At 41.1% G+C, this 25,831-nt stretch carries 26 protein-coding genes; 10 read left to right on the top strand and 16 right to left on the bottom strand.

The genetic code is table 11. The annotated features are described in order from the left end of the window. The first annotated feature begins 14 nt into the window (after positions 1-14). The 3 genes from A3K93_RS01555 to msrA all read left to right on the top strand — a co-directional run bounded on the left by A3K93_RS01555 (position 15) and on the right by msrA (position 2,235). Positions 15-1,049 carry an Lnb N-terminal periplasmic domain-containing protein gene (locus A3K93_RS01555; protein ID WP_067728300.1) on the top strand — a complete coding sequence of 345 codons (1,035 nt, stop codon included), beginning with the start codon at positions 15-17 and terminating at the stop codon, positions 1,047-1,049. 98 nt (positions 1,050-1,147) lie between these two features. Then, positions 1,148-1,618, top strand: a complete 471-nt coding sequence (locus A3K93_RS01550) for an META domain-containing protein (protein ID WP_067728298.1) — start codon at positions 1,148-1,150, stop codon at positions 1,616-1,618. 98 nt (positions 1,619-1,716) lie between these two features. Continuing rightward, the gene (msrA, locus tag A3K93_RS01545) at positions 1,717-2,235 is read left to right on the top strand and encodes a peptide-methionine (S)-S-oxide reductase MsrA (RefSeq protein WP_067728296.1); all 519 of its coding nucleotides are present in this window, start codon (positions 1,717-1,719) and stop codon (positions 2,233-2,235) included. Positions 2,236-2,282: 47 nt separating this feature from the next. On the opposite strand, the gene A3K93_RS01540 is transcribed toward msrA, so the two are convergent. The 5 genes from A3K93_RS01540 to A3K93_RS01520 form a co-directional block, all read right to left on the bottom strand. After that, on the bottom strand, positions 2,283-2,687 hold the full coding sequence (locus A3K93_RS01540) for an ExbD/TolR family protein (RefSeq protein ID WP_067728294.1): 405 nt from the start codon (positions 2,685-2,687) through the stop codon (positions 2,283-2,285). Beyond that, positions 2,687-3,307, bottom strand: coding sequence for a MotA/TolQ/ExbB proton channel family protein (locus tag A3K93_RS01535; RefSeq protein WP_067728292.1), 621 nt, complete (start codon positions 3,305-3,307; stop codon positions 2,687-2,689). The genes A3K93_RS01540 and A3K93_RS01535 overlap by 1 nt, the downstream gene beginning before the upstream one ends. A gap of 29 nt (positions 3,308-3,336) precedes the next feature. Then, complete coding sequence (locus A3K93_RS01530; RefSeq protein ID WP_067728291.1) at positions 3,337-4,125, bottom strand: TonB family protein; 789 nt, start codon at positions 4,123-4,125, stop codon at positions 3,337-3,339. Positions 4,126-4,325: 200 nt separating this feature from the next. Then, on the bottom strand, positions 4,326-5,192 hold the full coding sequence (gene purU / locus A3K93_RS01525; protein WP_067728289.1) for a formyltetrahydrofolate deformylase: 867 nt from the start codon (positions 5,190-5,192) through the stop codon (positions 4,326-4,328). Between the two features lie 60 nt (positions 5,193-5,252). After that, positions 5,253-5,972 carry a TetR/AcrR family transcriptional regulator gene (locus A3K93_RS01520; protein WP_067728287.1) on the bottom strand — a complete coding sequence of 240 codons (720 nt, stop codon included), beginning with the start codon at positions 5,970-5,972 and terminating at the stop codon, positions 5,253-5,255. A 114-nt stretch (positions 5,973-6,086) separates the two neighbouring features. Between A3K93_RS01520 and A3K93_RS01515 the strand changes: the two genes are divergently transcribed. From A3K93_RS01515 to A3K93_RS01500, 4 genes are all read left to right on the top strand, one after another. Next, positions 6,087-7,535: a coniferyl aldehyde dehydrogenase gene (locus A3K93_RS01515; protein ID WP_067728285.1), complete on the top strand. Its 1,449-nt coding sequence runs from the start codon at positions 6,087-6,089 to the stop codon at positions 7,533-7,535. Positions 7,536-7,700: 165 nt separating this feature from the next. Then, the gene (rpmB, locus tag A3K93_RS01510) at positions 7,701-7,937 is read left to right on the top strand and encodes a 50S ribosomal protein L28 (RefSeq protein WP_000048256.1); all 237 of its coding nucleotides are present in this window, start codon (positions 7,701-7,703) and stop codon (positions 7,935-7,937) included. A 16-nt stretch (positions 7,938-7,953) separates the two neighbouring features. Next, positions 7,954-8,109, top strand: coding sequence for a 50S ribosomal protein L33 (rpmG, locus tag A3K93_RS01505; RefSeq protein ID WP_001205031.1), 156 nt, complete (start codon positions 7,954-7,956; stop codon positions 8,107-8,109). Between the two features lie 138 nt (positions 8,110-8,247). Continuing rightward, complete coding sequence (locus tag A3K93_RS01500) at positions 8,248-9,966, top strand: cation:proton antiporter (RefSeq protein ID WP_067728283.1); 1,719 nt, start codon at positions 8,248-8,250, stop codon at positions 9,964-9,966. Positions 9,967-10,021: 55 nt separating this feature from the next. On the opposite strand, the gene A3K93_RS01495 is transcribed toward A3K93_RS01500, so the two are convergent. The 10 genes from A3K93_RS01495 to A3K93_RS01450 all read right to left on the bottom strand — a co-directional run bounded on the left by A3K93_RS01495 (position 10,022) and on the right by A3K93_RS01450 (position 20,002). Next, positions 10,022-10,300 carry a hypothetical protein gene (locus A3K93_RS01495; RefSeq protein ID WP_067728281.1) on the bottom strand — a complete coding sequence of 93 codons (279 nt, stop codon included), beginning with the start codon at positions 10,298-10,300 and terminating at the stop codon, positions 10,022-10,024. A 120-nt stretch (positions 10,301-10,420) separates the two neighbouring features. Beyond that, entirely contained in the window at positions 10,421-10,924 is a 504-nt protein-coding gene (locus A3K93_RS01490) for a DUF6586 family protein (protein ID WP_067728279.1), read from the bottom strand. A gap of 183 nt (positions 10,925-11,107) precedes the next feature. Next, positions 11,108-11,362, bottom strand: a complete 255-nt coding sequence (locus A3K93_RS01485) for an RNA recognition motif domain-containing protein (protein ID WP_067728277.1) — start codon at positions 11,360-11,362, stop codon at positions 11,108-11,110. Positions 11,363-11,445: 83 nt separating this feature from the next. After that, positions 11,446-13,434, bottom strand: coding sequence for an ATP-dependent helicase (locus A3K93_RS01480; RefSeq protein ID WP_067728275.1), 1,989 nt, complete (start codon positions 13,432-13,434; stop codon positions 11,446-11,448). A 154-nt stretch (positions 13,435-13,588) separates the two neighbouring features. Continuing rightward, positions 13,589-14,341 carry a hypothetical protein gene (locus tag A3K93_RS01475; protein WP_067728273.1) on the bottom strand — a complete coding sequence of 251 codons (753 nt, stop codon included), beginning with the start codon at positions 14,339-14,341 and terminating at the stop codon, positions 13,589-13,591. A 91-nt stretch (positions 14,342-14,432) separates the two neighbouring features. Further along, positions 14,433-17,075 (bottom strand): type I DNA topoisomerase, encoded by a 2,643-nt coding sequence (gene topA / locus A3K93_RS01470; RefSeq protein WP_067728271.1) that lies wholly within the window; start codon positions 17,073-17,075, stop codon positions 14,433-14,435. A 30-nt stretch (positions 17,076-17,105) separates the two neighbouring features. Beyond that, positions 17,106-17,555 carry an ammonium transporter gene (locus A3K93_RS01465; protein WP_067728269.1) on the bottom strand — a complete coding sequence of 150 codons (450 nt, stop codon included), beginning with the start codon at positions 17,553-17,555 and terminating at the stop codon, positions 17,106-17,108. A 70-nt stretch (positions 17,556-17,625) separates the two neighbouring features. Continuing rightward, on the bottom strand, positions 17,626-18,579 hold the full coding sequence (locus A3K93_RS01460; RefSeq protein WP_067728267.1) for a PIN domain-containing protein: 954 nt from the start codon (positions 18,577-18,579) through the stop codon (positions 17,626-17,628). 19 nt (positions 18,580-18,598) lie between these two features. Next, the gene (locus A3K93_RS01455; protein ID WP_067728265.1) at positions 18,599-19,603 is read right to left on the bottom strand and encodes a hypothetical protein; all 1,005 of its coding nucleotides are present in this window, start codon (positions 19,601-19,603) and stop codon (positions 18,599-18,601) included. Between the two features lie 153 nt (positions 19,604-19,756). Beyond that, positions 19,757-20,002 carry a SlyX family protein gene (locus A3K93_RS01450; protein ID WP_067728263.1) on the bottom strand — a complete coding sequence of 82 codons (246 nt, stop codon included), beginning with the start codon at positions 20,000-20,002 and terminating at the stop codon, positions 19,757-19,759. Between the two features lie 33 nt (positions 20,003-20,035). Here A3K93_RS01450 and A3K93_RS01445 point away from each other — a divergent pair, with 33 nt between their 5' ends. Then, on the top strand, positions 20,036-21,946 hold the full coding sequence (locus A3K93_RS01445) for an ATP-binding cassette domain-containing protein (protein ID WP_067728261.1): 1,911 nt from the start codon (positions 20,036-20,038) through the stop codon (positions 21,944-21,946). Between the two features lie 107 nt (positions 21,947-22,053). Further along, entirely contained in the window at positions 22,054-22,989 is a 936-nt protein-coding gene (locus tag A3K93_RS01440) for an LpxL/LpxP family acyltransferase (protein WP_067728259.1), read from the top strand. A gap of 306 nt (positions 22,990-23,295) precedes the next feature. Here A3K93_RS01440 and A3K93_RS01435 read toward each other — a convergent pair whose 3' ends face one another. Continuing rightward, positions 23,296-24,423: an endonuclease/exonuclease/phosphatase family protein gene (locus A3K93_RS01435; protein ID WP_067728257.1), complete on the bottom strand. Its 1,128-nt coding sequence runs from the start codon at positions 24,421-24,423 to the stop codon at positions 23,296-23,298. Positions 24,424-24,608: 185 nt separating this feature from the next. Between A3K93_RS01435 and asd the strand changes: the two genes are divergently transcribed. Then, on the top strand, positions 24,609-25,727 hold the full coding sequence (gene asd, locus A3K93_RS01430; RefSeq protein WP_067728255.1) for an aspartate-semialdehyde dehydrogenase: 1,119 nt from the start codon (positions 24,609-24,611) through the stop codon (positions 25,725-25,727). Positions 25,728-25,831 lie beyond the last annotated feature (104 nt).

The following is a 25,831-nucleotide window of genomic DNA, read 5'->3' as shown; positions in this document are numbered from 1 at the left end:
ATAAAGTCCTGATTATGCAAACACCCACAAATACTGTAGTCCTTTGGCTCACTCGGCTATTTCATGCAGTATTTGTTGTGTTTGTGATTGGCTCTAGTCTTTGGCTGAGTCTTGCCATTTGGATTCAGCAACCTTTAGGTCTGCTGTTCAGTAGCGTTTTAATCGTACTTTGGATTGCACTGAGCTGTGTTGTACTGGGTATTTATTTTAGTCGTCATCTAATTTCACGCCCTTTAGATATTCTCATCTACATTCTCATTTTTGCTTTAAGCTTAGTTTGGTACTTTAATATAGAAGCGCGTCAAGATCGGGTGTGGAATGCTGAAGTTGCTGAAATGCTGCATTATGAACAGCAAGGCGATCTGGTTACCTTACACAATGTCCGTAATTTCGATTGGCATCATGATGGCAGTTATACTGAACGTTGGGAAACACGTCAGTTTGACCTGAATCAAATCACAGGCGTCAATGTGATTACCTCCTATTGGATGGGACCTAAAATTGCACATACCCTCATTAGCTTTGATTTTGCTGATCAAAAACCCCTAACCTTCTCCATCGAAATTCGTAAAGAAAAAGATGAAGATTTCTCTGCGATTGGTGGTTTTTTTAGAAAGTTTGAATTAAGTCTAATCGCGTCTGATGAAAAGGATATTGTCTATACCCGAAGTAATATTCGTGGTGAACAGGTTTATTTCTTCCCGGTTAATATGCAAAAAAACGAAGCCAAGGCCTTGTTTAATGCCTATTTGAAAAAAGCTGATGATTTACGTGCTGAACCTAAATGGTATAACACATTGACCAGCAACTGCACCACATTGGTCTTTGATATGGTTCAGGCTGTTTCGAATAAACCAATTCCAACCGATTATCGACTGATTGTTTCAGGTTACTTGCCTAATTATCTCTATGACTTACATGCTATTCACCACGAATGGGATATTGCAACGTGGTATCAAAAAGCCCATGTAAACCCTAAAGTCCCTTTTGGCAGCAATATAAGTAGTCAACAATATTCGGAATTGATGCGAAAAAATCTAAAGCCTTAAGATCAATAAATTCATTCTAATTTTGTAAATTTAACTAGCCGAGCGAAATTAAATTTGTTTATATAATCAAATGTTTCCTGACAATAAAAGCCTTTACGATGCTAAAAAAACTCATAGCCACCAGCCTTTTAGGAAGCAGTCTGATTCTGACCGCTTGTCAAAGTACGCCTGTTGAAGGCCCATCTCAAACAATTGAAGCCGCAAATCTATTACAACTTCAACATGGCACTTGGATTGCTACACATATTGGCATGTTTGAAATTAAAAGCGATCCATCAGTTCGAAATATTCCAAGTTTACAATTTGACGGCACGACACAGCGCCTTAGCGGCTCAGATGGCTGTAACCGCTTAATGGGTAGTTATACGGCTGGACGTGATACATTGAGCTTAAGCCAGTTAGCCACCACACGTATGGCATGCTTAAACAACACCAGTGGTGTGGAACAAAAGTTCCAAGATGCTTTAGCAAAAGTGACCCATTACCAAGTCTTTAATAAGACCCTGAAATTATTCGATCGAAACGGTAATCCTGTCTTGCAATTTACCAGTGCTGTACAACCTCGCTAATGCAAAAATAAAAGCCTGATTCGTCAGGCTTTTTTACTTCCAAGATTTTCAGTATACAATCGAGCTTAAGTTCATTGAATTACATTAAGGATAGAGGCATGCAACAAGCACTGTTAGGTGGTGGCTGCTTTTGGTGTACGGAAGCTGTTTTTTTACAAGTTCAAGGGATTGAAAAAGTCGTCAGTGGCTATGCAGGTGGTCACACAACAAACCCAAGCTATGATGATATTTGTCGCGGCGATACCAACCATGCAGAAGTTATTTTAATCGACTTTGATGACAGCCAAATTAGCTTCAAACAGATTTTAGATGTCTTTTTTGCCACACATGATCCAACCACACTCAATCGTCAAGGCAATGATGTCGGTACACAGTATCGTTCTGTGATTTTCTATTTGAGTGATGAACAACGTGATCAGGCACAAGAGATGATTAATACACTTCAAGCAGAGGGCATACAAGTCGTAACTGAATTGAGTCCAGCACCGACCTTCTACCCTGCTGAGGAATATCATCAAAATTTCTTTGCACGTAACCCAAACCAAGGCTATTGCAATTTTGCCATTCCACCAAAACTGAATAAATTGCGCAGTAAGTTTGTCGAATTACTGAAGTAATTGATATAAAAAAAGCGACTGAAATGGTCGCTTTTTTTGTTTTATATTTAATGATCTGTTGCGAATGCAATATCACTGAGTCCGGCTCCACTCGCACGTGACATCACTTGAGCAACCACATCATAACGTGATTCTTTATCTGCTTTGAGCACGATGGTCGGTTGACGCTGTGCCTGCCCTGCAGTATTAAAGCGACTTTCTAACTCATCAAGTGATACAACATTACCATTCCAAGCAACATCACCTTGCGCATTAATGCTGATGGTGACATTTTCAGGTGGCAAGTCGATCACTTTAGCATCTGTTTGCGGCAAGGTTAATGGAATTGATGGGTTAGCAACGGTTGCTGTCACCAAGAAGATGATCATCAATACCAACATAATGTCGATCAAGGGAATGAGATTCATCTCATTCATGCCTGTATCGTTGTCTTCACCCAATTGAAAAGCCATTAAGCTTGACCTCCAACTAAACTGCTTTGCGCAACTTTCGCTTCAGCTTTTTGTGCTGATTCCTGTTGCAACATGGTATCGATCAATAAGCTATGCGCATGATCTTGTAATTCATTGCTCAGTGTACGGTTTGCACGTACGCAGATGTTGTATGCCAATACTGCTGGAATAGCCACAGCCAAACCAAGACCAGTCATAATCAATGCTTCACCTACAGGTGTCGCCACTTGAGCAAGGCCTGCTTGACCGCTACGACCGACAGCAACTAGGGCGTGGAAAATACCCCATACTGTACCGAACAAACCAACGAATGGTGCAATTGAAGCCAATGTACCGAGCACTGCAATACCTTTTTCAGCATTGGCTTTTTCAACAGCAATTTGACGTAAAAGCGCTTGTTCAGCCACTGCCTTACGTTGTTCAAATGCTAATGGAGCAAATTTAGCTTTCAGCTTATCTAATGCTTCAGATAATTGAGCATACGCAATTTGTTTTAATTGACGTGTACCAAGCAAACGTAAAACCACAATGGTCCACGTTGCAATCGACATTGCCAATAATACGAAATACAGTGTTTTACTCACTGCATCTGCATGTTGCCAATAAACTGAAAAGTTCATACTCGAACTCCTAATGGGTTAGCCGTAATTTATTTCACTTGAAAATCGAATGGTTGTTCCACACCACGTATTGGGTATGCCACACCATTTTCAACATATTTGGTGAGTTGTGCACGTCGCACTGCAGATTCCACTTTACGGTTCACTGCAGGGCTACATGATGAATTTCGTGCTGTAGCAGTCGTTACTTTACCTTGCTCATTCGCAGTAATATCCACCACCATTGAACAACTCGAGCGAAGTTCACCTGGAGACATTGACACTTTTGGCGCACGCAACCAACTTACCCCGCCCCCGAGAGAAACATTCTTCGGTGCAGGTGGCGCTGGAGGTGCAGGCGGCGTAGCCGGTGCTGGTGGCGTAACAGGTGCTGGTGGCGTAACAGGTGCTGGCGCAGGTTTTACTTTTGTTTCAGTGACTACCGTAGGCACAACAGGTGCTGGTGTCGGTTTTGCTTCTATCGGTGGTGCTGTCACTGTTTTTGGTGCAGTTTGCTTTTGCACTTGTTGAACTTTTTCAACTTTTTTTGGTGGTGCTGGTACAGGTTTTTCTACAATCTTAACTTCTTTAGGCTTTGGCGGCTCTTTTTTTGGTTCTGCTTTCGGCTTAGGCGGTAATGGACGTGGAGATTCTTGCAATTTTACAAAGCGCACTTTTAAGGGCTTCTTATCAATAGGAGCCAGTTCAGGGGCTTTCATCTGGCTAACACCCCAGATCACACCCACATGCCCGATTAAAACAGCCGCTACGATAGAGATTGCTTTTTTCTTCATCTGATTCGGCGGTGTAGGCATTTGGGGCGCAGCAATTTGACTCATTAAATCTATTACCTCGATGGATCAATCTAATCTATTTTAGAAAAGATCAATTAAGCGCATCGGTTAGCACAATTAAAGTACGCCAATAATAAATGAGAAGTGTTTTCATTTGCAACTACTAATGTCATCTTTCCAGTATTTTTTTGACGCAGATACAAAAAAGGCATACTTAAAGTATGCCTTTTTGATGTTTCATTGTTTTATTGGAAAACAACAGTTTTATTGCCATCGACAATAATACGATCTTCCAGATGCCATTTTACTGCGCGTGCCAAGACATTACGCTCTACGTCCTGACCCAATTCACGTAATTGCTCAACAGTAAAGTCATGGTTTACACGCTCTACGTCTTGCTCAATGATTGGACCTTGGTCAAGATCTGCTGTTACGTAGTGCGCTGTAGCACCAATCAACTTCACGCCTTTCTCATGTGCTTGTTTATAAGGGTTTGCGCCCACAAAAGCAGGGAGGAATGAATGGTGAATATTGATCACTTTCATTTCCCATTTTTGTACAAACTCTTCATCAAGAATTTGCATATAACGCGCTAAAATCAACAAGTCATTGCCTTGCATCAACTCATCAATTTTTGCATAAGCTTCGCGTTTGTTTTCTTTGTTTACTGGCACAACTTCAAATGGAATACCGAAGTTTTCAACCGATTCACGTAGTGTTTCATGGTTTGAAACCACTTTGGTAATTTCACATGGCAAACCGCCACGCGCATGACGCCAAAGCAGTTCAAGTAAGGCATGGTCAACTTTAGACACCAAAATCCCGACTTTCTTCACATCACTGACGAGTGCTAAACGCCATTGCATTTCATAGCGTTCTGCAACATTTACAGCAAAAGTTTGAATTAAACTTTCTTTACGGCTTTGTAAGTTGTCGAGTTCAAACTCAACGCGCATGAAATAACGCCCGCCTTGTGCTTCCGTCGCATATTGATCAAGTGCAGTAATGTTTGCGCCTTGATGATATAAGAAGCTAGACACAGCCTGTACGATGCCTGGCTTGTCTTCACAAGTAATCAATAAACGTGCGGTATTGGCAGTCGTCATATTCATGGTGGTTAAAGTCACTAATCAGTTAAATTAAAAAATAAGCCGAGCATTCTAGCGCGTTTCTTACAGATTCTGAATAGCTGATTCAGCATCCGTATTCTTAATCGATGAAAGACTTGCAAACAATTCTGAGCCACCCATGCTATTGAGTAAGCTTTCATAGGTTTGACGACTCTCACCACGTAAGTACGCACCTTCCAAGAACACCATCTGACGTAGCGCTTGCCAAACCCATTTTTCTTCCAAGGTATTCGAATCGGTAATATGGCCCGACATATACAGGAAGTTGGTCCAGTTGGTCAGCACAATCCATAAGTTAATGATCAGTGCTTCAATTTCAGAATCAGTCATTTCCATTAAGCCTGCATTTACAAAGGCTTTATAAATTTTCTGCCCCTGCTGCATCACTTCACCCGCAAAGCGCGGATACAAACGACGGAAATCTTCATTGTTTTCTACCAAGTGATAGACATCACGATGTAAAAAACGATATGCCCACAACTGACTACTTAACACTTGGAAGTAGTGAATTTTGTCATTGGCATCAAGTTGACGATCATCCGGTAATGCGAGCATTTCCAAAGTTTGCTTTTGGTATTGCTCCATTAATTCTTTAATGATCTCGTTTTTATTACGGAAATGGTAATACAAGTTGCCAGGACTCATTCCCAATTCAGCAGCAATATGATTGGTGGTCACGGAACGTTCGCCACGCTCGTTAAACAACTGCAAACTCAACTGCAATATACGTTCTTTGGTTTTTAACGTTTTGGTATGGGACATCCTAAAATAACCATTCAGCAAATGCATTAGTAGGCTAACACATAAAGTAACTTGACTATTTAGAGTATTTACTCTAAAAAATAATTAATCGATTTTTCAATATGGTAGTGCGGCATGAACAGTCACACAAAAACAAGCTCAATGACACCCCATCTTTTTGATCGTCAGCATTTAAACGACATACTGACACAACAAAAACACGCTTATTCGCGCTATCCACTACCGACTGCAAAGGAACGTATCGATCGTTTAGCACGTCTCAAGCGTATCTTAGTTAAGTATCAAGATCAATTTGCTGATGCAATTAATCAAGATTACGGTAATCGTTCCATTGGTGAAACGAAGATCGGTGAACTACTCACCTGTCTTGAACAAATTAAATATTATAGTAAAAATTTGACCAATTGGATGAAACCGTCAAAGCGTCATATCGGAATTATTCACCAACCTGCAAAAGCCTGGGTGCAATATCAACCTTTAGGTGTGATCGGCATTATGGCACCGTGGAATTATCCTTTATTACTTTCAGTTGGGCCTTTAATTTGTGCCTTGGCTGCAGGTAACCATGCCATGATCAAAATTTCGAGTGCATCTGCAGCGTTTGGTAATGTCCTTGAAAAAGCACTTGCTGAAGCTTTCCCAAAAGAATTGGTAGCGGTGGTCAATGGTGGTGGTGCAATTTCTGATGCATTCTGCCGATTACCTTTCGATAAAATGATTTTCACAGGTTCGACATCTGTCGGAAAAACGGTAATGGCTGCTGCAGCTGAAAACTTAGTGCCTGTCATTTTAGAACTTGGTGGTAAGTCCCCTGTGCTGGTTCATCCATCAATCGATTTGAAAGATGTCGCAGAACGTATTGCAGTAGGTAAACTGTGGAATGCAGGCCAAACCTGTGTTGCGCCCGACTATATGTTCTTACCGCGTGGTAAAACAGCTGAATTTATTGAGCACTTTAAACACTTTGTTGAAACCATGTACCCAGATATCACGCATAATCAGGATTACACCTCGATTATTAATGATAAACAGTACAACCGTCTGCAAGGCTATTTAGAAGATGCTCGTAACAATGGGGCAAATATTATTGAAATTAATCCGCGTAATGAAAATGCTGCTGACTTACGCAAAATTGCACCGACCATTCTGACCAATGTCACGCCAGATATGCAAATTATGCAGAATGAAATCTTTGGTCCACTGCTTCCAATCATGGAATATGATCAAATTGACGATGTAATCGAGTTTATTAATAGCCGTCCGCGTCCTCTTGCATTATACTATTTCGACTTTGATCAAGCGCGTGCCGATTATGTCGCACAGCGAACACATTCAGGGCACTTCGGGCAAAATACTGTTCTGACCCATGTTGCACAAGATGACCTGCCATTTGGAGGCATTGGTGCCTCTGGTATGGGCAAGTATCATGGACCTGAAGGCTTCTTCAGTTTGTCGCATGAACGGTCTGTAATGTCCAATCCTAAGCTGTATAGCTTAAAATACATTCTCCCGCCGTTTAATAAGCCGATTCATAAACTGATTTCGAAGACTCTTCTTCGTTAACTGATCAAGGCATGAGCTATCAAACTAGCTCATGTTTCGTTTTAGCTGAAATCGCTTGTCTTTTAAGCGCATTTTTGGTATAAAACGCCCCTTGAATGAATTCAATCCGTTTATTTTTGACTGGCCATACAGATTTGCTGTTGGCTGAATCAATGGAGTTACACCATGTCTAAGGTTTGCCAAGTTACCGGCAAGCGTCCAGTCGTTGGTAACAACGTCTCACACGCCAACAACAAAACTAAGCGCCGGTTCGAGCCGAACCTGCACCACCACCGTTTCTGGTTAGAAAGCGAAAAACGTTTCGTACGTCTTCGTCTAACTACTAAAGGTATGCGTATTATCGACAAATTGGGTATCGAAAAGGTTGTTGCTGACCTTCGTGCTCAAGGTCAAAAGATCTAAGTAAGGAGTCAGGACAATGCGTGATAAGATTCGCTTAGTTTCTTCAGCTGGTACAGGTTATTTCTATACCACTACTAAGAACAAACGTACTATGCCGGAAAAAATGGAAATCAAAAAATTTGATCCAAAAATCCGTCAACATGTAATCTTCAAAGAAGCTAAAATTAAATAATTTTAGTTTTTTGAAAAAAGCGACCCTCACAGGTCGTTTTTTTTTGCATTTTTTTTATGCAAATTGCTAAAATTTCAAACTGTTTTGGCACTTTTTGTGCTTATTTCCCTCTCATGCAAGACAAAAAAGGAGTGTTGAGTGCCACATGACGTAGATCTCATCATATTACTAGCGGTAGGTTTTGGTCTTGCACTTGTGTTTGGCTATATAGCAGCACGCTTACGACTCCCCCCTCTTATCGGATATTTAATTGCGGGCATTATCATTAGCCCGAACACACCGGGTATTGTCGGTGAAATTAATCTTGCCAATCAGTTGGCTGAACTCGGCGTCATGTTCCTGATGTTTGGTGTCGGGATGCACTTTTCCCTCAATGACCTGATGCAGGTAAGGCGTATTGCCCTGCCTGGTGCGATTCTGCAAATTGCAGTAGCAACCTTGCTCGGTGTTGGTGTCTCTATGCTCTGGGGCTGGAGTTTTGGTACTGCCCTGGTCTTTGGTCTGAGTCTATCGTGTGCCAGTACCGTTGTACTCCTGAAAGCCCTTGGCGATCGTGGTCTACTCGAGTCCATTAACGGTAAAATCGCCGTTGGCTGGCTGCTGGTTGAAGATCTGGTCATGGTTCTGGCATTGGTATTGCTACCTGCAACCGCAGTATTGCTCGGTGGTCAGGCACTGCAAGGTAGTAGTAGCGATCAGAATGTCTGGATCACCTTAGGCATTACCTTGCTCAAAGTAGCCGGCTTTATTGCTTTCATGCTGATTATTGGTAAACGTTTAGTGCCAATGATCATGCAGTTTGTTGCCCGCTTAGGTTCTCGTGAACTCTTTACCTTAACAGTGGTGGCAGCAGCAATTTCGATTGCCTTCGGTGCATACAAAGTCTTTGGTGTTTCAATGGCACTCGGTGCATTCTTCGCGGGGATGGTGGTTAAAGAATCTGACTTTAGCCATCGTGCTGAAGAAGAAACTTTACCTTTGCGTGAAATTTTTTCAATTTTATTCTTCGTTTCAGTCGGGATGTTATTCGACCCAAGAATTTTGATTGAACAACCCCTACATGTACTCTCTGTTGTTGGCATCATTATGATTGGTAAGACCATTGCGGCCATGGCATTGGTTTTATTCTTCCGTTATCCAATCAATACTGCTCTTACAGTTGGGGCATCGCTTGCACAAATTGGTGAATTCTCATTTATTTTGGCAGCGCTTGGTGTGTCACTGAACTTACTGTCGCTTGAAGGCCAAAACCTAATTTTGGCAGGTGCACTCATTTCAATTACTTTGAACTCATTTATTTTCTCTGCAATTGAACCAGTTCAAACATGGATTCGTGAGCGCTCGTCATTGGCACGTTTACTTGAACGTAGTGGTGACCCCTTGGCGATGCTTCCAGATGAGGTCTCACAGGACTACCTGCGCGATCAGGTGGTGATGATTGGTCATGGTGAGGTCGGTCGTCGTGTGACTCGCTCTTTAATGGATCAAAACATTAAAGTCGTGATTGCAGAAGAAAATCGTGAGATTGTAGAAAATTTACGTGCTAAAGGTATTGCTGCCGTTTCAGGTGCAGCCACTGAACCTAGCGTTTTAATTCAAGCACATATTCAGCATGCACGCCTGCTCGTGATCTCCCCGATGGACATTATCGACATTCATAAAATCGTGGATATCGCAAAAACTTTAAATCCTAAAATTCAGGTCTTGCTATGTGCTGAAAGCAAGGAAGAAGCTGAGGTCATTCGTCGTGACAATGTTGGTCAGGTTTATTATGCAAAAGAGGAAATGGCAAAAAATATGAGCGAACATATTTTGCATCAGATCCACATTGCGCATGAGCATAGCCCTTCACACTAAATCATCACCCATAAAAAAAGCGCACTTTAAAGTGCGCTTTTTTTATTGATATCTGTTAGCTATAAAATTTTGGTTTTTGATCCACGATTTCTGCCTGCATTTCATTAACTTCTTTTTCCAGCAAACCAAATAATGCAGCTTGAATCATATGTTGAGCAATAACTGGCACTTGATCACCCAATAGTTTCTTCACTTCATCATTAAATTGAATGGTTAAAAGCGGCTGAGTTTCAGAGCCTGCATTACGTAAAGCCAATTCACCATTTTCAAGTTGAACAAGTTCTAAAATCGCGTCTTGATTACCAAATAATTCTTTCAATTGTTCAATAGACATAGATCCTCCATGTTCAACATGGTCATATAGACAAGTGCATTTTTAAACGTTTAGATGATTTAATATGGGGCTCAATGATTCAATTTCAAGATAGGTCTATTTTAAGCGAACAATCGTCTCTTAAAACTCAACCATTTCATTACGAAAACCATCAATAAGCTGAGTTAACTCACGATGCCATTCACGTAGTATCGCAGTATCAGGCAACCATGCTTGCGTTGTTTGAGTCACTTTAATAATCAGATTCGATGAGGTTTCATCTTCAGGTTCTGGCACGCTTGGTTCAGGCGTGTACTGACAAAGACGATATGCACGTTTTAATTCAGCAATAAAACCATCTTTAGACAACTGTTGCATCACCACAACTTCAGGGGATACCTGACCTTTGGCAGCCATATGTTCTTCAATAGACTTCAGCGTTGGACTCAAATCATTCAAGCGATAGTAACGAACCAATTCTTGTAAGAATGCCAACACCGCACCATGCAAATGAAATACAGCCGCTTCACGATGGGCTTGCGCTTGCTGTACGTGATCCACTTGTTCAGCTTGTTGGCAGGAAAGACGGGCAAAGTAGAGTTTTTGATTGGTACGGTCCGCATGATAGCGAGCAACACGACTCATGGATATATCCTAGGGTTAAAACAAATTTTGGCGTTTATAACTTAAATCTTGGACAGTTTTTTTACAATCAAAATGAAACATCTATTTTGGAATTTATACGGATTCTCTTCTTAATCCCCTATTTTTCACAATTGAAATCGTAACTTTTCGAGTGATAAAAAAAGGAGCTTTACGCTCCTTTGATTATTTCGCTTCAGGCTTTTCTTCAGCTTGTTTGACACGAATTCCATGACCGTGCAAACGAAGTGTATTAAGACCTTTGATGGCTTTTACCGCTTCACGACCATTCGGCATTTCTACAAAGGCAAAGCCTTTAGACTTGCCTGTTTCAGCATCAAGTACCAATGTACATGTGTCTACGGTGCCATAAGCTTTAAACAATTCAAGCAATTCAGCTTCAGTCACAGTACGTTCTAAGTTACGAACTAAAATTTTCATCGGATAACCTTAAGAAGATAGGCAAAATAATTCAAAAAGCACGCGCCTACTCTACTTTTTGCATAAAACGATTATGAACTAGTTTAATCGAGATCAATACCAAAATCTAAATTAATCGATTTTCGTTCAATCAACGCACTTTTTACCGTTTGCTGACGGGTTTTATAGTGAGTTTCCATGGTGCATAAATTTCGGGTTAAATCATTCATAAAATAACTTTCGACTTTGCGTCCCTTTTCATCCACCGTTTCACGTGCCCAATGATTTAAATTTTGTTTAGTCAGAATCAATTCATTTTGTGCACGGGTTAATGCCACGTAGAGCACACGACGTTCTTCCTCAACTTCATCAAAATCACCCTGTGCTCGCGCATGTGGATATTGCCCCGGTGTGACATTGACCACATAACAGACTTTTTGTTCTGTCCCTTTGGCGGAGTGAATAGTAATAAGAGTCACAACATCAGTATCAGATTGACGTTCAATTTCTGAAATCGACACAGGGTCGAGCACATAAGCTTCCAAAAACTCACTCAGTTGACCATGTTTTGATGATAACTGTTTAACGAGTTCAAAATCGCTTTGACGACGGCTCCAATCTTTTTTATAGTTTTCAGCGAGTTGATTTTCAATCGCTTGAATCGCCAAACTTACGCAAGCATGCACTTCTGAACGCAGTACATCCATCTGCTTCATGATGAGAATTGTGTCTAAAGGAATCTTGCCAAATTGTTCAAGCTTGGTGGCAATGCTATCCATATTCGGCTCAAGCAACAGTTGCTGTGCAAGTTTACTCGCACCAACATCACCCACCCCATTCCACAGCGTCAGAAAACGCATCCACGCAATATCATCAAGTGGATTGGCAATCACACGTAAGAGACTCATTAAGTCCTTCACATGCGCGGTTTCGAGCAATTTCATACCACCAATAAAGCGGTAAGGCACATTCGCGGCAATACACGCTGCTTCAATATGACGTGCTGCAAAACTCGAACGCACCAATACCATATGGTCTGACCACTTACTACCCTCAATATAGTGACGCTCTTTGATATCTATGGCGATCCATTTAGCTTCATCAAACTCGTTTGGAAAAATATGCATTTTCGGTTTAATGCCTTCCCCTCGATGAGCATCTAAGCGTTTGTCATATTTAATTTCGGATTGATCCAGTAACCAATTGGATAAATCTAGAATCTCTTGAGTAGAACGGTAATTTTTCTCAAGTTTAAAAATTTCGGCATCAGGTACACGTTCTTTAAAATGATGAATATTCTCAAAATCAGCACCACGGAAACCGTAAATCGACTGCGCATCATCCCCCACACAGAACAAATTGATTTTGTCTTTTAAGGGTTCGAGTAATGCCCATTGCAGAGGGTTGGTATCCTGCATTTCATCAACGAGCATATGACGACAAATTGAAGCGACATAATCAACCAAACCATCAGACTCAGCGAGTGCAGCCGCAACAATCGCCAAAATATCATCGTAATCTAAGAAACTACGCGCACGTTTTCGTGTTTCGTATTCTTTCATGATCTCGCCAATCACGTTGATATACGCCAAATGCTCAGGCATTTGTTTTTCTAGCGCGATACTGAGTTTTTGACGAGTATTGCGTGCAAAGGAATATAAATCACACAACTCTTGCGGCTTTGGTAAACCATTGGGATTTTTCTTATCATCTTTGCCGCGAATCAGGCGGAACATCATCAGTTGATCATCACGATCAATAATCGAGAACTGCTCTAAACCAAAGGCTTTGGGAATACGGCGCAGCAAATACATACAAAAGGTATGAAAAGTAGATGCACGTAAACCTTTGGCTTGATCCCCAAGTGCCAACTCTACACGCGCGACAATTTCACTCGCTGCGCGGCGAGTAAAAGTTAAAATCTGGATTTGATTGGCAGGTACGCCTTGTTCAATCAAATAGGCTGCACGTGCCACAATCGTTTTGGTTTTGCCACAGCCTGCCCCCGCCAAGACCAAACTGTGCTTTGCATCAGTCGTTGCAGCAGTTTTTTGTTGAGGGTTTAATTCATCAATCAGGTTGGCTAAACTCATATTCGATCATCGTGCTGGGGAGATGCTTAGTTTAACAGATCACTGCTCGAAGTCAGACTGAGAAATAATCCCTGTTATATTTTATGCAACAAAGAGCTTGTGCATATCTTTTCATCAATATGTGGATAATATTTGAGTTATCCACAATTTCGGATTACCAACCTATTTCTTTCGCTGTCAGATGACTAATCAGCGTTTCATTAATCGATTCTGGCATTTTACTTTTGGATTTGGATACAGGAATCACACCACCCATCAACTCTGCTTTTGCCTGTGGAAACAAAGGCTGCTGTTGGGGATAAGCATAACCAATCGGGTAAATTGGTTGTCCGGTAGCTAAATCATATTTATCTGTTGCACCAAAGGCATGCAGCAATTCATGGACTAAAACCACTTTATTTCGTTCAGCATTCTTCTTAGACGCGAATAAATTCACTGAGCCAATTCGTCCTTTCTCTAACGCAGTTGAATGCTTTAAAACACTGATTTGTGCAGGATCATAATAATTTAAATACAGCGTTACGCTTGCGCTTGGGTCACTACTTTGCTTTTGTTGCCATGCATAATAACGAAATTTTAAACTCCACAGCATTGCATCTAGCACTGATCCATTTTCAGGGACTTTCGGTGGTAATTGTTTTAACTCACGACCCAGCTGAAAATAAAATTTGATCGGTTGATTCGTATATTGGCTCGCTTGCTCAGTTAAGTACTGCTGTACTCCATCGAGGTCTTGCGTATTGAGCTGCTGAATATATTGCTGCGTGGCTGATGAACCATCAGCATTAATGGGATGCAGAAGTACAAAAATAGGTTTTGACCAATCTTGGTTTTGATCGCGATAGGCATTTATAGCCACAATGAATAAAATGGATAATAAAATCAATATCCTGATTTTCTTCCACATAAAAGTTCTAGCCTTATTTTAATTCTTTAAATTATTCATAATTATGCATAAAAAATGCCGACCGAAGTCAGCATTTTTTATTTAATATGCTTTAGGCTTCAACCCATTTACCATCATTAAAGACCATAGACCATTTGGTTTGTTTGCCTTCAGGTGTTTCCGAGCCGATATATTGCGCTTGGTTTTTACGGCTAAATTTCACCAATGTCGGATTCCCTTCTGGGTCAACATCTGGGGCTTGCAAAATAAATTGATATTTTGGATCAAGCTGGTCGGCCACAGTACGCAGCTCTGCCACTTTCGGTGCACGGGTTTCACGCACTTTCGGGAACTTACTTGCTGCCAAGAACAAACCTGCTGCACCATCACGAAGAACAAAGAAGTCATCGTGTTTGGTTGAACGCAAGTGTTCCATTTTGATTGGATCTACACGCGGCGGTGCAGGCTGACCATTTTTCAATACTTTACGGGTATTGTCACAGCTGTTGCAGGCAAAGTAAGGACCAAAACGACCGGTCTTCAACTGCATTTCGCCATCACACTTGTCGCATGGAATGGTTGGACCATCGTAACCTTTGATTTTGAACTCACCTTCTTCGAGCTCATAACCGTTACAGTCTGGGTTATTGCCGCAGACATGTAGTTTCCGACCACCATCAATCACATAGCTATCCATTGCAGTTTCACAAATTGGACAACGTTTTTTCGACATCAGGTCTGCAGTTTCAGCCGCATCATCATCTGACAGCGCAGCCAAAGACTCTACAGGTGTAAGGTTAAATGTGCCTTTACAACGTTCTTTTGGCGGTAAGTTATAGCCTGAACAGCCCAAGAATACGCCCGTGGTACCGGTACGAATCTGCATTGGACGGTCACACTCTTTACAATGCACCGCATCGACTTCAACTGGCTGATTACGACGCATGCCGTCTTCACCTTGTGCTTTGGTTAGACGTTGTTTGAAATCGCCATAGAAACTGTTTAAAAGCTCTTTCCAATTACGTTCGCCATCGGCTACTTTATCGAGCTGACCTTCTAAATCTGCGGTAAACGCATAGTTCATCAGGTTATTAAAGTTTTCATCGAGACGATCTGTGACGATTTCACCCATCTTCTCGGCAAAGAGACGACGGTTGTCGAGCTTCACATAACCACGGTCTTGAATGGTGGAAATAATTGCCGCATAGGTGGATGGACGACCAATGCCTTTTTTCTCGAGTTCTTTAACGAGTGATGCTTCAGTAAAGCGTGCAGGTGGTTTGGTGAAGTGTTGAGAAGGATCAAGTTTCTCAAGTTTCAGTACTTCACCCACTTTGACTGCAGGCAATAACACATCATCATCGGATTTGTTTTGACCACGAACTTTGGTAAAGCCGTCAAATACCAGTGTACGACCTTTGGCTTTCAGTTCTACGCCGTTGGCATCAACCAAAATAGTTGAAGACAAGTATTCGGCTGGTGTCATCTGACAGGCTACAAACTGACGCCAAATGAGGTCATACAAGCGCTGTGCATCACGTTCCACACCGACAAGGCTATCACCTTTTAAAGCTACATTGGATGGACGAATCGCTTCATGGGCTTCTTGTGCACCTGCCTTATTACCATATCGGTTTGGCTTAGCAGGTAAGTATTTATTGCCATATTCTGTTTCAATATGACCACGCACCATATTGACGGCATCATCACTTAAGAAGGTCGAGTCGGTACGCATATAGGTAATAAAACCAGCTTCATACAAACGCTGCGCGAGCATCATGGTTTTCTTCACAGAAAAACCGAGACGAGTACTAGCTGCTTGTTGAAGGGTCGATGTGATATACGGTGCGCTTGGATTGACCTTAGTCGGTTTATCTTCACGACTTGATACTTTATATTCAGCATCTTTGATCAGATTTAGAAGCGCATCGGTTTCCGCTTTGTTGTGAAGTTTTAAGGTTTTACCATTTTGCTTCACAGCTTCTAGACGGATGTCATCTTTCTTCGATTTAGTATTTGCAAAGACTTGCCAATATTCTTCAGGGATAAACTTACGGATTTCGCGTTCACGTTCCACCACAAGTTTAACCGCAACCGACTGTACACGACCTGCCGATAAACCACGGGCAATTTTTTCCCACAGTAATGGCGAGATCATAAAGCCCACCACACGGTCTAAGAAGCGACGTGCTTGCTGTGCATTGACTTTATCGATATCTAGGCGTGACGGCTGTTTAAAGGCTTCCTGAATGGCATTTTTGGTAATCTCGTTAAATACCACACGTTGATAACGTGAATCATCACCGCCGATCACTTCTTTTAAATGCCAAGCGATGGCTTCCCCTTCACGGTCCATATCCGTTGCGAGGTAGACTTCATCGACTTGCGATGCCAATTTTTTCAGTTCGGCGACGACATTTTCTTTACCAGGAAGAACTTCGTATTTGGCTTTCCAATCGTGCTCAGGATCGACACCCATACGGTTAATCAGCGCTTGTTGTGATTTTTCCGCTTTTTGTTCTGGCGTCAGCTTGGTACGTGTTGCTGGTTTTTTCTCAGCAGTTTTTGCACCACCACCTGTAGGTAAGTCACGTACGTGACCCACAGATGATTTCACAATGTAGTTCGAACCTAAATATTTGTTGATTGTTTTCGCTTTTGCAGGCGACTCCACAATCACTAAGGCACGCTTGCTCCCAGCTTCAGAAGATTTTGCTGTGCTACTTTTGGATGTGGATCGAGGAGCGTTCGCCATAATTAACTGTTAATCCTGTTTATCTCTAAATTAAAGTTCAGCCAAAGAATGTAATAATGCTTTGATATCGTCTAACTGGGTGGCTTTTAAATCGGCTTCTTCATCCCAAAACATTCCCACGCAGTTCGCCTGCATATCAATAGCATATATACCCTTTAATGCAATGGGAAAATCTTTAAATTTGTCATCGCCGTGTACAAGTTGTAACTTTTGGTCGACTACACGTGCACGCATAAGAGGCAAACGCGCTTCAGGAAGCAATACGCTATAATACGCCACCATACTGGCACGATTTTCTGTCGCCATTGGAATTTTGGTCCAGTCAGGTGCAACGACCAAACGGGGATGCAATCCCAATTTACGCGCACGATCACGCATGATGCCAATGGCCTTTTCTCTTGGACTGACGCGCAGACCCAAAATCGAACCCATCACAAAAACAATGATGACAACCGCAACCCAAATTCCAGTGTTTTCCATAGTTCAACCTTTATGTCCTATTATTAGAGTTGCATAAGCACAATATAAAAGGCAAGCACCGTTAAAGAAATTAGTTTCCAAAAAGCTGTGGACTATAAGTAATTTCTCTTTTATGCACACTAATTAAGCAAGACTTAATTAATAACTCTAAAGTTTCAGAAACCTGTTCTTTAGGAACACATTTTTCCAATAGCACTTCAAAACTCGCTAAATATTTTGGTCTTTTTTCAGGAATTACATTTAAAAAAGGCATCAGCCGTAAGCGTATATTTGAAAGTTTCTGATCTAATTTATATCCTATATTTTCAGCCGTTTCAGCCGTTTCAGCCGTTTCAGCCGTTTCAGCCGTTTCAGCCGTTTCAGCCGTTTCAGCCGTTTCAGCCGTAATATTCTTTTGTTTCAGATAACTTTGCAAAACAGTATCTTGATAATTAGGTTTATTATTTTCAAACTTAATAATTTTATTTTTTTTCAATAATTCTACTAATACTCTTGCTACATCCTCTTCAACCTTAAGTATTGCCTTAAGTGAATTAATTAAACTATCTAATTTTGATGGTCTTGAACCTTGTTTAATTAAATATTCACAATATTGATAGATTAGAGAGTCAACATTTATTTCTGACTTAATTTCTTTTACTATTTGTGGTGTAACTAAAGGTTTATTTGAAATCAAATTTGCTTGAAATTTAGCTATTTTTAAAAGATCTACGACATATTCCATCGAATGATCATTCGACATAACTTCAAAGACAACATCACTAGATTTAAATTGCGTTGAGAGCTGCCCAGCGATAAATGTCAGACCGAAATCAGCTGCATCTTTACCCACTTTCGGCATCTTTAAAACTTTTAATTTTCCAGATGAAATAAATGGTGCTAGTTTTACCACTCCATCCAAACTAAAACCAGAAGGAGTTTTTGCATAAACCAAATATATATAATTATATTGTGAGCAATATTTTAAAAGTTCAGTTTCAGTTTTAGGCAGGTTCTCTATATCTAATAGCAATATTTTCTTCATAGGCCCTCATAAAATTATTTTAATTCAGATACATCTCATGACTATATAACACTTCATGACCGTTCCAATAGATATAGCCTTTTTCAATTAATTCCTTTAACAACAGACGCACATCGGACTGTGGAAATAACTGTTCTAATAGATCACGTAATTCATAGATATCTTTAGGTTTGTCATCTCGAAGTTCACGTAATTTGCGCGCAACTTCTAACTGCACAGGATCAATTTTTCCAAAGTTTTTAAATAAATCCTGATGAACCGCATTCATTCCCTGTTGCGATTCTTGTTCAGACTCAACCTGTGGTTGCAGTTCTGCCATCACCTGCTCAAGCAATGCTGAAATCGAAGCTGCCTCTTGTGCTGCATCTAACTGTAATTCAGCCCACTGCTTAAGCACTTTTTTCCTAAAATGAATCTGTCCATCCTGATTTTTTATCAGTTTCAAGTTCATGAGCAAGCCAACCAAATGCTGTACTTGCTTATCTTCTAGCTGCAAAGTATTGGCAAGCGAGTTCTTTAAACCGTCTAAAGTTGTCGGTTTGCCCGTCATTTTCACCACAGCATCGCAATATTTTTTAACCAACATCAATTTTGGTTTGGCTTTAATGGTTTCAATACTTGGTAAATTGAATTTAGCCTGTGGACGCGCTGTAGAGGCTGATTCAGCTTGTACTTGAATCAAATGACAACTGATATTTGAAGCTTCAAACATTTTTGCCAAAGTGACACTACTGTCCATAGCAGAAATGAGTTCGATATGCGCAGGTTGCTCGAGTAAAGCAAGCAGTTGCCCCACCAAAATCGCATATTCAAATTCTTTATGCGGAGCCGTGGGTGTCGCTAAAAATACCACTTGCCCACTTGCTACCCATGAAGAAAATTCAGTCATATCTTCTAAAGAAAATTCAAATTTCCCTGAACAATTAAACAGGTAGAGTACTGAATAATGTTCAATAATTTCACGAAGCAATTGAATCGTAGGCAGATTATTTTCAAGATCAAGCAGAACAGCTTTTTGGCTCATAAGATTATTTTAAGAAACCCACGCAGTAAAACAGAATGAAGTGTTGAGATATAACTTAATCACTTTATGACGCAATTCGTTTGATTTGTCTATGAAATATTCAGCCTTTCAATGATCTAAAATCAAACTATAAAGCCACAGTTAAAGAAAGCATCAATAATGTGGTGGACGATTGGTCATTGGATCAAAAGCCGCAATACCTTCGGATAAATCGGCAGATTCGATACGTTGATACAAAAGCTTCATTTGTTTTTGCAAATCAGCGATTTCCAAGTTTTGCTTGGTCACTTGATCATTCAGTTGATCAACTAAATCATCTAAAAATGCAATTCTTACTTGCAAATCTTCAATGGGTGCGGAAAATGACGCCTGATCATTTAAATTTTGTTGTTTAGTCATTTAAAGTCCTCATTTGGGATTTCAGGAAACATTATGGCCTATATTACCCTTAGGGATGTCCAACTTGCGTTTGGTGGACCTGCCCTGCTCGACGGCGCAAATTTCAGTTTAGAACGTGGCGAACGAGTGTGTTTGATCGGCCGTAATGGTGAAGGTAAGTCTACCTTACTTAAACTGATTGACGGAAGTTTGCTACCCGATAATGGCGAAGTTTCGCTGCAAAATGGCATTACCATTTCCATGCTTGCCCAAGACGTGCCGATGGACTCCGGTAAGGTTGCTGATATTGTAGCAGATGGTGTCGGTGAAGCTGCACAAGTCCTACGTGACTATCATGCAGCAAGTGATGCCTGTGTGCTAGGCGATATGGAAGCCTGTGAACGTATGGGTAACCTGCAACATCAAATGGATCAACTTGATGGTTGGTCACTTGAAACTCGCGTCAATTCAATTTTAGGAAAAATGGGTTTAGACCCTGAAGCTGATTTGGCTGATCTATCTGGTGGTCGTAAGCGTCGTGTACTTTTAGCACGTGCTCTACTCATGCAACCTGATGTGCTGTTACTTGATGAACCAACAAACCATTTGGACGTTGAAAGCATTGAATGGTTAGAGAAATTCCTTCTAGATCAAAACAATCTGACATTACTATTCATTTCCCATGACCGTTCATTTGTGGACAGCATTGCGACACGTATTGTTGAGCTTGATCGAGGTATTTTGCGCAGCTATGAAGGGAACTATTCACGTTACTTAGAACTCAAAGCACAGCAAATGGAAGCGGAAGAAAAGCAAAATGCGCTGTTTGACAAACGCTTAGCTGAAGAAGAAGTCTGGATTCGCCAAGGTATTAAGGCGCGTCGTACCCGTAACGAAGGTCGTGTACGTGCTTTAAAAGCACTACGTGAAGAATCTAAAGCACGTCGCTCACAACAAGGTAAAGTCAGTATGGCTACCCAAGACGCGCAGCGTTCAGGGAAAGTCGTTTTTGAAATTGAGAATTTGGGCGTTCAATTTGGTGACAATGCACCAATTATTAAAGACTTCTCAGCACTTGTACTTCGTGGTGACCGTATTGGTTTAGTCGGCGATAACGGTGTCGGTAAAACCACGCTGATTAAAGCGATTTTGGGTCAGCAAGAACATACAGGTACAGTGAAAACCGGTACGCAGCTTGAAGTCGCTTATTTTGACCAATTGCGTAATGTGCTCGATTTAGAAAAATCAGTCAAAGACAACGTGGCTGAAGGTTCTGACCACGTCGATATTAATGGAAGTCGTCGTCACATCTACAGTTATTTACAAGACTTCTTGTTTAGCCCTGAACGTGCCCGCACCCCTGTAAAAGCATTGTCTGGTGGTGAACGTAACCGTATTTTGCTTGCGAAACTTTTGCTTAAACCATCAAACCTCATCGTGATGGACGAACCAACCAATGACTTGGATATGGTGACGCTTGAACTACTTGAAGAAATGCTCAGCGCTTATAAAGGCACTTTGCTACTGATCTCACATGACCGTGCCTTCATGGACAATGTCGTGACATCGACTTGGGTCTTTGATGGTAAAGGCAATATCAATGAATATATCGGTGGCTATCAAGATTATCTACAACAGCGTCCTGATGACAAAGTGGTCGATCAAAAAGCAGCGGTAAAAAAAGCACAAGCTAAAGCAGAGGCCGCAGCAGCAACTGCTGCACCCGCAGCGAAAAAGGTCAAATTAAGCTACAAAGACCAACGTGCCCTTGAGCAATTACCGGCAGAAATGGAAGCACTTGAAAAAGAACAAGCGGATATTAATGCTTTACTCGCAGATGGTTCATTGTTTGTGACTGATTCAGACAAAGCGATGCAATTGTCAGAACGTCTTGGTGAAATTGACGAACTATTGTTCGAAAAACTAGAACGTTGGGAAGAATTAGAAAACCTGTCTAAAGGTTAAGTTTTCTCAATTTAGACCTGCTAAGCATCTGTATTTATACAGATGCTTTTTTATTTCAAAATCTTCTCTGCTAAACTGCAAAAATTCAACTATTACACATACAGCTTATGAGTCATCAGCCCGAATATAAACCCGGTGAATTCCAATGGTCTTTCTTGCTTCCGCAATATTGGGGCATTTGGATTGGAATTGTATGTCTGATGATTTTGGCAATTTTACCTTGGGCACTGCAATATCGCTTAGGACAGGCTTTAGGCAATATCTGTTTTAAAGCGCTGAAATCACGCCGTGAAACAACACTTCGTAATCTTGAAGTGTGCTTTCCTGAATGGTCACCGGCTGAAGTTGAAGCCAATGCGCGTCAAGTCTTTGTCGATCAAATGATTGGTGTATTTGAGACACTCAATGCATGGTATAGCCCAAAATGGTTTAAAGGTCGTGTCAGCATTGAAGGATTAGAATATATCCATCAAGCACAAGCCGAAGGTAAAGGTATGCTTTTACTCGGTACTCATTCGACTTTGCTCGATGCAGGTGGATATTTGTGTGCACAATATTTCGAGCCAGATGTGGTGTATCGCCCCCAAAACAACCCATTACTCGATATGTTGATTTATCGTTGCCGCGCCACCATTTATGCTAATCAAATTGATCATGATGACATGCGTGGTTTGGTTCGAAAATTAAAAGACGGTCACCCGATTTGGTACAGTCCCGATCAGGATTTTGGGCTTAAACAAGGGGTAATGGCGCCATTCTTTGGTGTGCCTGCTGCAACAGTAACGGCTCATCGACGTTTACTCAAAATGACCAAAGCAGCAGCCATTCCTTTGTATTTTTATCGTCATGGTGATATTGCTGATCCAAAGTATCATGTACTGATTGAACCACCTGTCGAGAATTTACCAAGTGATGATGAACTTGATGATGCAACACGTGTGAATCTGATTATTGAACGTCAGTTACGTATCGCTCCAACCCAATATATGTGGTTCCACCGCCGCTTTAAAACACGGCCTGAAGGTTTTGAAAAAATTTATTAATTGATTTGCATAATGGGTATAAGACTGGGTCTTAAAAAATAACACCCTTAAATAATTTAACCCGAGTTCTACATCCTGTAAAACTCGGGCTAATGAGGTTTGTGCTTTCAAACTTATTCTTTACTTATTTGCTTTCCCTGTCAGCATCATCTCCATGATGTTTCACTTCAGCTTCGTCTTCCTTATGCGAATATCCTTTCGCGACTCCCTGTGCTGATGAGTCTAGAATACGGGCTTTACTTTGTGCTGACTATCCGCTATTGGACGAAAGCAATGTAAGCTATTTCGTACACTTTTCTCATGAATCTACACTGATTTCGTTCCATCCTTATAATCTTGCGCGATTTCATCGGTTACTTGTTTCTCTTCTTTTTCAGCTTTTTCAATACCTTCCTGAATAGCTTGTTGTGCTTCTTCTTCATCCGCATCGGTTTGTTCTAACTCTTGCTGAACTTGTTCAAACTTACGTCCAGTTTGCAATACCACATAAACTGGGAAATGATCAGAACCGACGTGCGGCAGTCGTTCCATTTTTACCAAGGCAAAGTCAGTACTATGGAACACATGGTCAAGTGACCAACGTAACAACGGATAATCGGCATGGAAGGTATTAACATAATGGCGTCCGACACGCGGATCTAATAAGCCACTAATGCGTTGAAATAAACGTGTGGTCCGCGACCATGCCACATCATTTAAGTCCCCCATCACGATACAGCTTTCATCAAGATCTTTAATTTGATCACCAACAATTAATAATTCTGCATCACGCAAGGTTGAGTCTTTGGCTTCGGTTGGACTTGGTGGCTTTGGATGTAAGCAATAAAGCTGCACAGGTTGACCACATGGCAAAATTACAGTGGTATGAATTGATGGAATTTCATCACTCAAAATAAACTTAACTTCGATGTCTTTAAGCTCAAGTTTACTGTAGAGATGCATACCATAAAGATTATCCAATGGGACAGGCACGCGATATGGATAATCCTTTTCAATCACTGAAAGTTCGTTTTGCCAGGTTTGGTCAGTTTCTAAAGTTAAAACCAAATCAGGTTGATACTTCTCGATTTGTTCAATCAATAAATGATACTTTTGATTTGGCGTCAGCACATTCGAGACAATGAGAGATATTTGTTTACTTGGATCTAATTCGTCATCACGGACTTTTTTGACCTGTTTTTTCCAAATAAAGGTATAAGGTAAAACCATTTTCAATTGATAAGCCAAAGCCGCAATTAAAAGTACGAAAATGGTTTGTCGAGCGACTGTCCAAGGCTCATTCCAGAACATTAAAAACGCTAAAGAAATAAAGCCTAAAGCTAAAATTTGTAGTCGTGGAAAGTCCGCTCCACGGAACCACCACTCATCTCGCGGGATCAATGACCAAAAACTGAGCCAAATGACAAAGCATGCAATAATCTCAATCCAAATCATAAAACCTCGCTGTTATATTCTAATTTTTTGTCTAATTCATAAATTAATATCAATTTTCCATGTAACATAAACAAGATATATTGCACAATATTAATCGTGTTTTGGTTGTGTAGCGCTTGCAGTTAGCACACCTTTTGATACACTCGAATACCCTTTTTTATTTTAACGCACCGAGGCAAAATGACATGAAAGTAGGTCTGGTCGGTTGGCGCGGGATGGTTGGTTCCGTCCTTATGCAACGTATGGTTGAAGAGAATGATTTCGCTCATTTTGAGCCATTCTACTTCTCTACCAGTAATGCTGGTGGTGAAGCACCAGCATTTGGCGGCAAGACCGCCCCAGCACTTATGGATGCAACAGACATTAATAGTCTGAAGCAAATGGATGTCATTATTACCTGCCAAGGTGGCGACTACACGACCGAAGTGTTCCCAAAACTCAAAGCTGAAGGCTGGGATGGCTACTGGATTGATGCAGCATCTACCCTGCGTATGGATGATGAAGCCATCATCGTGCTTGATCCAGTCAACATGAACGTGATCAAAGACGGTCTCGTGAAAGGCACAAAAACATTTGTTGGCGGTAACTGTACTGTTTCACTGATGTTGATGGGTCTTGGTGGTCTATTCCAAAACAATTTGGTGGAATGGGCAACCTCCATGACATATCAAGCAGCTTCTGGTGCTGGCGCGCAAAACATGCGTGAATTGATTACAGGCATGGGCTATTTATATAACAATACTAAAGATCTACTTGATGATCCGCGTTCTCCAATTTTAGATATCGATTCTAAAATTGCACAGTTGCAACGTGGTGAAGGCTTCCCATCTGCAAACTTTGGTGTACCTTTAGCAGGTTCTCTCATTCCATATATCGACAAACAGCTTGAAAGCGGTCAGTCGAAAGAAGAATGGAAAGGTCAAGTTGAAACCAACAAGATCCTAGGTAACCAGCAAATCGTACCAATTGATGGTCACTGTGTTCGTATCGGCGCAATGCGTTGCCACTCACAAGCAATTACATTGAAACTTCGTAAAGACGTTCCACTGAACGAAATTGAAGATATCATTGCAAGTGCCAATGACTGGTCTAAAGTGGTACCAAATACCCGTGAAGCATCTATGACTGACTTAACTCCTGTTGCTGTAACAGGTACGCTATCTGTGCCAGTCGGTCGTCTACGTAAACTCAATATGGGTAAAGAATACCTTGGCGCTTTCACTGTGGGTGACCAATTGCTTTGGGGTGCTGCTGAGCCTTTACGTCGTATGCTTCGCATTTTAATTGATTATAAAAATGCTTAAGTCGACAGCGTAAGACTTTTCAAAAAGCCGATCTTTATTGATCGGCTTTTTTATGCCAAGATCAATCAAATATTTTACAAAACATAGACTTCTCGATAATCTAC

It is taken from the genome of Acinetobacter sp. NCu2D-2 (assembly GCF_001647675.1).
Taxonomy (GTDB): domain Bacteria; phylum Pseudomonadota; class Gammaproteobacteria; order Pseudomonadales; family Moraxellaceae; genus Acinetobacter.
The sequence above is the reverse complement of the archived record's forward strand: the minus strand, read 5'-3'. Positions and strand labels throughout refer to the sequence as shown.

Coding starts and splice junctions, on each gene's coding strand:
- A3K93_RS01555 (WP_067728300.1), top strand. CDS start 15: ATGCAAACACCCACAAATACTGTAGTCCTTTGGCTCACTCGGCTATTT.
- A3K93_RS01550 (WP_067728298.1), top strand. CDS start 1,148: ATGCTAAAAAAACTCATAGCCACCAGCCTTTTAGGAAGCAGTCTGATT.
- msrA (WP_067728296.1), top strand. CDS start 1,717: ATGCAACAAGCACTGTTAGGTGGTGGCTGCTTTTGGTGTACGGAAGCT.
- A3K93_RS01540 (WP_067728294.1), bottom strand. CDS start 2,687: ATGGCTTTTCAATTGGGTGAAGACAACGATACAGGCATGAATGAGATG.
- A3K93_RS01535 (WP_067728292.1), bottom strand. CDS start 3,307: ATGAACTTTTCAGTTTATTGGCAACATGCAGATGCAGTGAGTAAAACA.
- A3K93_RS01530 (WP_067728291.1), bottom strand. CDS start 4,125: ATGAGTCAAATTGCTGCGCCCCAAATGCCTACACCGCCGAATCAGATG.
- purU (WP_067728289.1), bottom strand. CDS start 5,192: ATGAATATGACGACTGCCAATACCGCACGTTTATTGATTACTTGTGAA.
- A3K93_RS01520 (WP_067728287.1), bottom strand. CDS start 5,972: ATGTCCCATACCAAAACGTTAAAAACCAAAGAACGTATATTGCAGTTG.
- A3K93_RS01515 (WP_067728285.1), top strand. CDS start 6,087: ATGAACAGTCACACAAAAACAAGCTCAATGACACCCCATCTTTTTGAT.
- rpmB (WP_000048256.1), top strand. CDS start 7,701: ATGTCTAAGGTTTGCCAAGTTACCGGCAAGCGTCCAGTCGTTGGTAAC.
- rpmG (WP_001205031.1), top strand. CDS start 7,954: ATGCGTGATAAGATTCGCTTAGTTTCTTCAGCTGGTACAGGTTATTTC.
- A3K93_RS01495 (WP_067728281.1), bottom strand. CDS start 10,300: ATGTCTATTGAACAATTGAAAGAATTATTTGGTAATCAAGACGCGATT.
- A3K93_RS01490 (WP_067728279.1), bottom strand. CDS start 10,924: ATGAGTCGTGTTGCTCGCTATCATGCGGACCGTACCAATCAAAAACTC.
- A3K93_RS01485 (WP_067728277.1), bottom strand. CDS start 11,362: ATGAAAATTTTAGTTCGTAACTTAGAACGTACTGTGACTGAAGCTGAA.
- A3K93_RS01480 (WP_067728275.1), bottom strand. CDS start 13,434: ATGAGTTTAGCCAACCTGATTGATGAATTAAACCCTCAACAAAAAACT.
- A3K93_RS01475 (WP_067728273.1), bottom strand. CDS start 14,341: ATGTGGAAGAAAATCAGGATATTGATTTTATTATCCATTTTATTCATT.
- topA (WP_067728271.1), bottom strand. CDS start 17,075: ATGGCGAACGCTCCTCGATCCACATCCAAAAGTAGCACAGCAAAATCT.
- A3K93_RS01465 (WP_067728269.1), bottom strand. CDS start 17,555: ATGGAAAACACTGGAATTTGGGTTGCGGTTGTCATCATTGTTTTTGTG.
- A3K93_RS01460 (WP_067728267.1), bottom strand. CDS start 18,579: ATGAAGAAAATATTGCTATTAGATATAGAGAACCTGCCTAAAACTGAA.
- A3K93_RS01455 (WP_067728265.1), bottom strand. CDS start 19,603: ATGAGCCAAAAAGCTGTTCTGCTTGATCTTGAAAATAATCTGCCTACG.
- A3K93_RS01450 (WP_067728263.1), bottom strand. CDS start 20,002: ATGACTAAACAACAAAATTTAAATGATCAGGCGTCATTTTCCGCACCC.
- A3K93_RS01445 (WP_067728261.1), top strand. CDS start 20,036: ATGGCCTATATTACCCTTAGGGATGTCCAACTTGCGTTTGGTGGACCT.
- A3K93_RS01440 (WP_067728259.1), top strand. CDS start 22,054: ATGAGTCATCAGCCCGAATATAAACCCGGTGAATTCCAATGGTCTTTC.
- A3K93_RS01435 (WP_067728257.1), bottom strand. CDS start 24,423: ATGATTTGGATTGAGATTATTGCATGCTTTGTCATTTGGCTCAGTTTT.
- asd (WP_067728255.1), top strand. CDS start 24,609: ATGAAAGTAGGTCTGGTCGGTTGGCGCGGGATGGTTGGTTCCGTCCTT.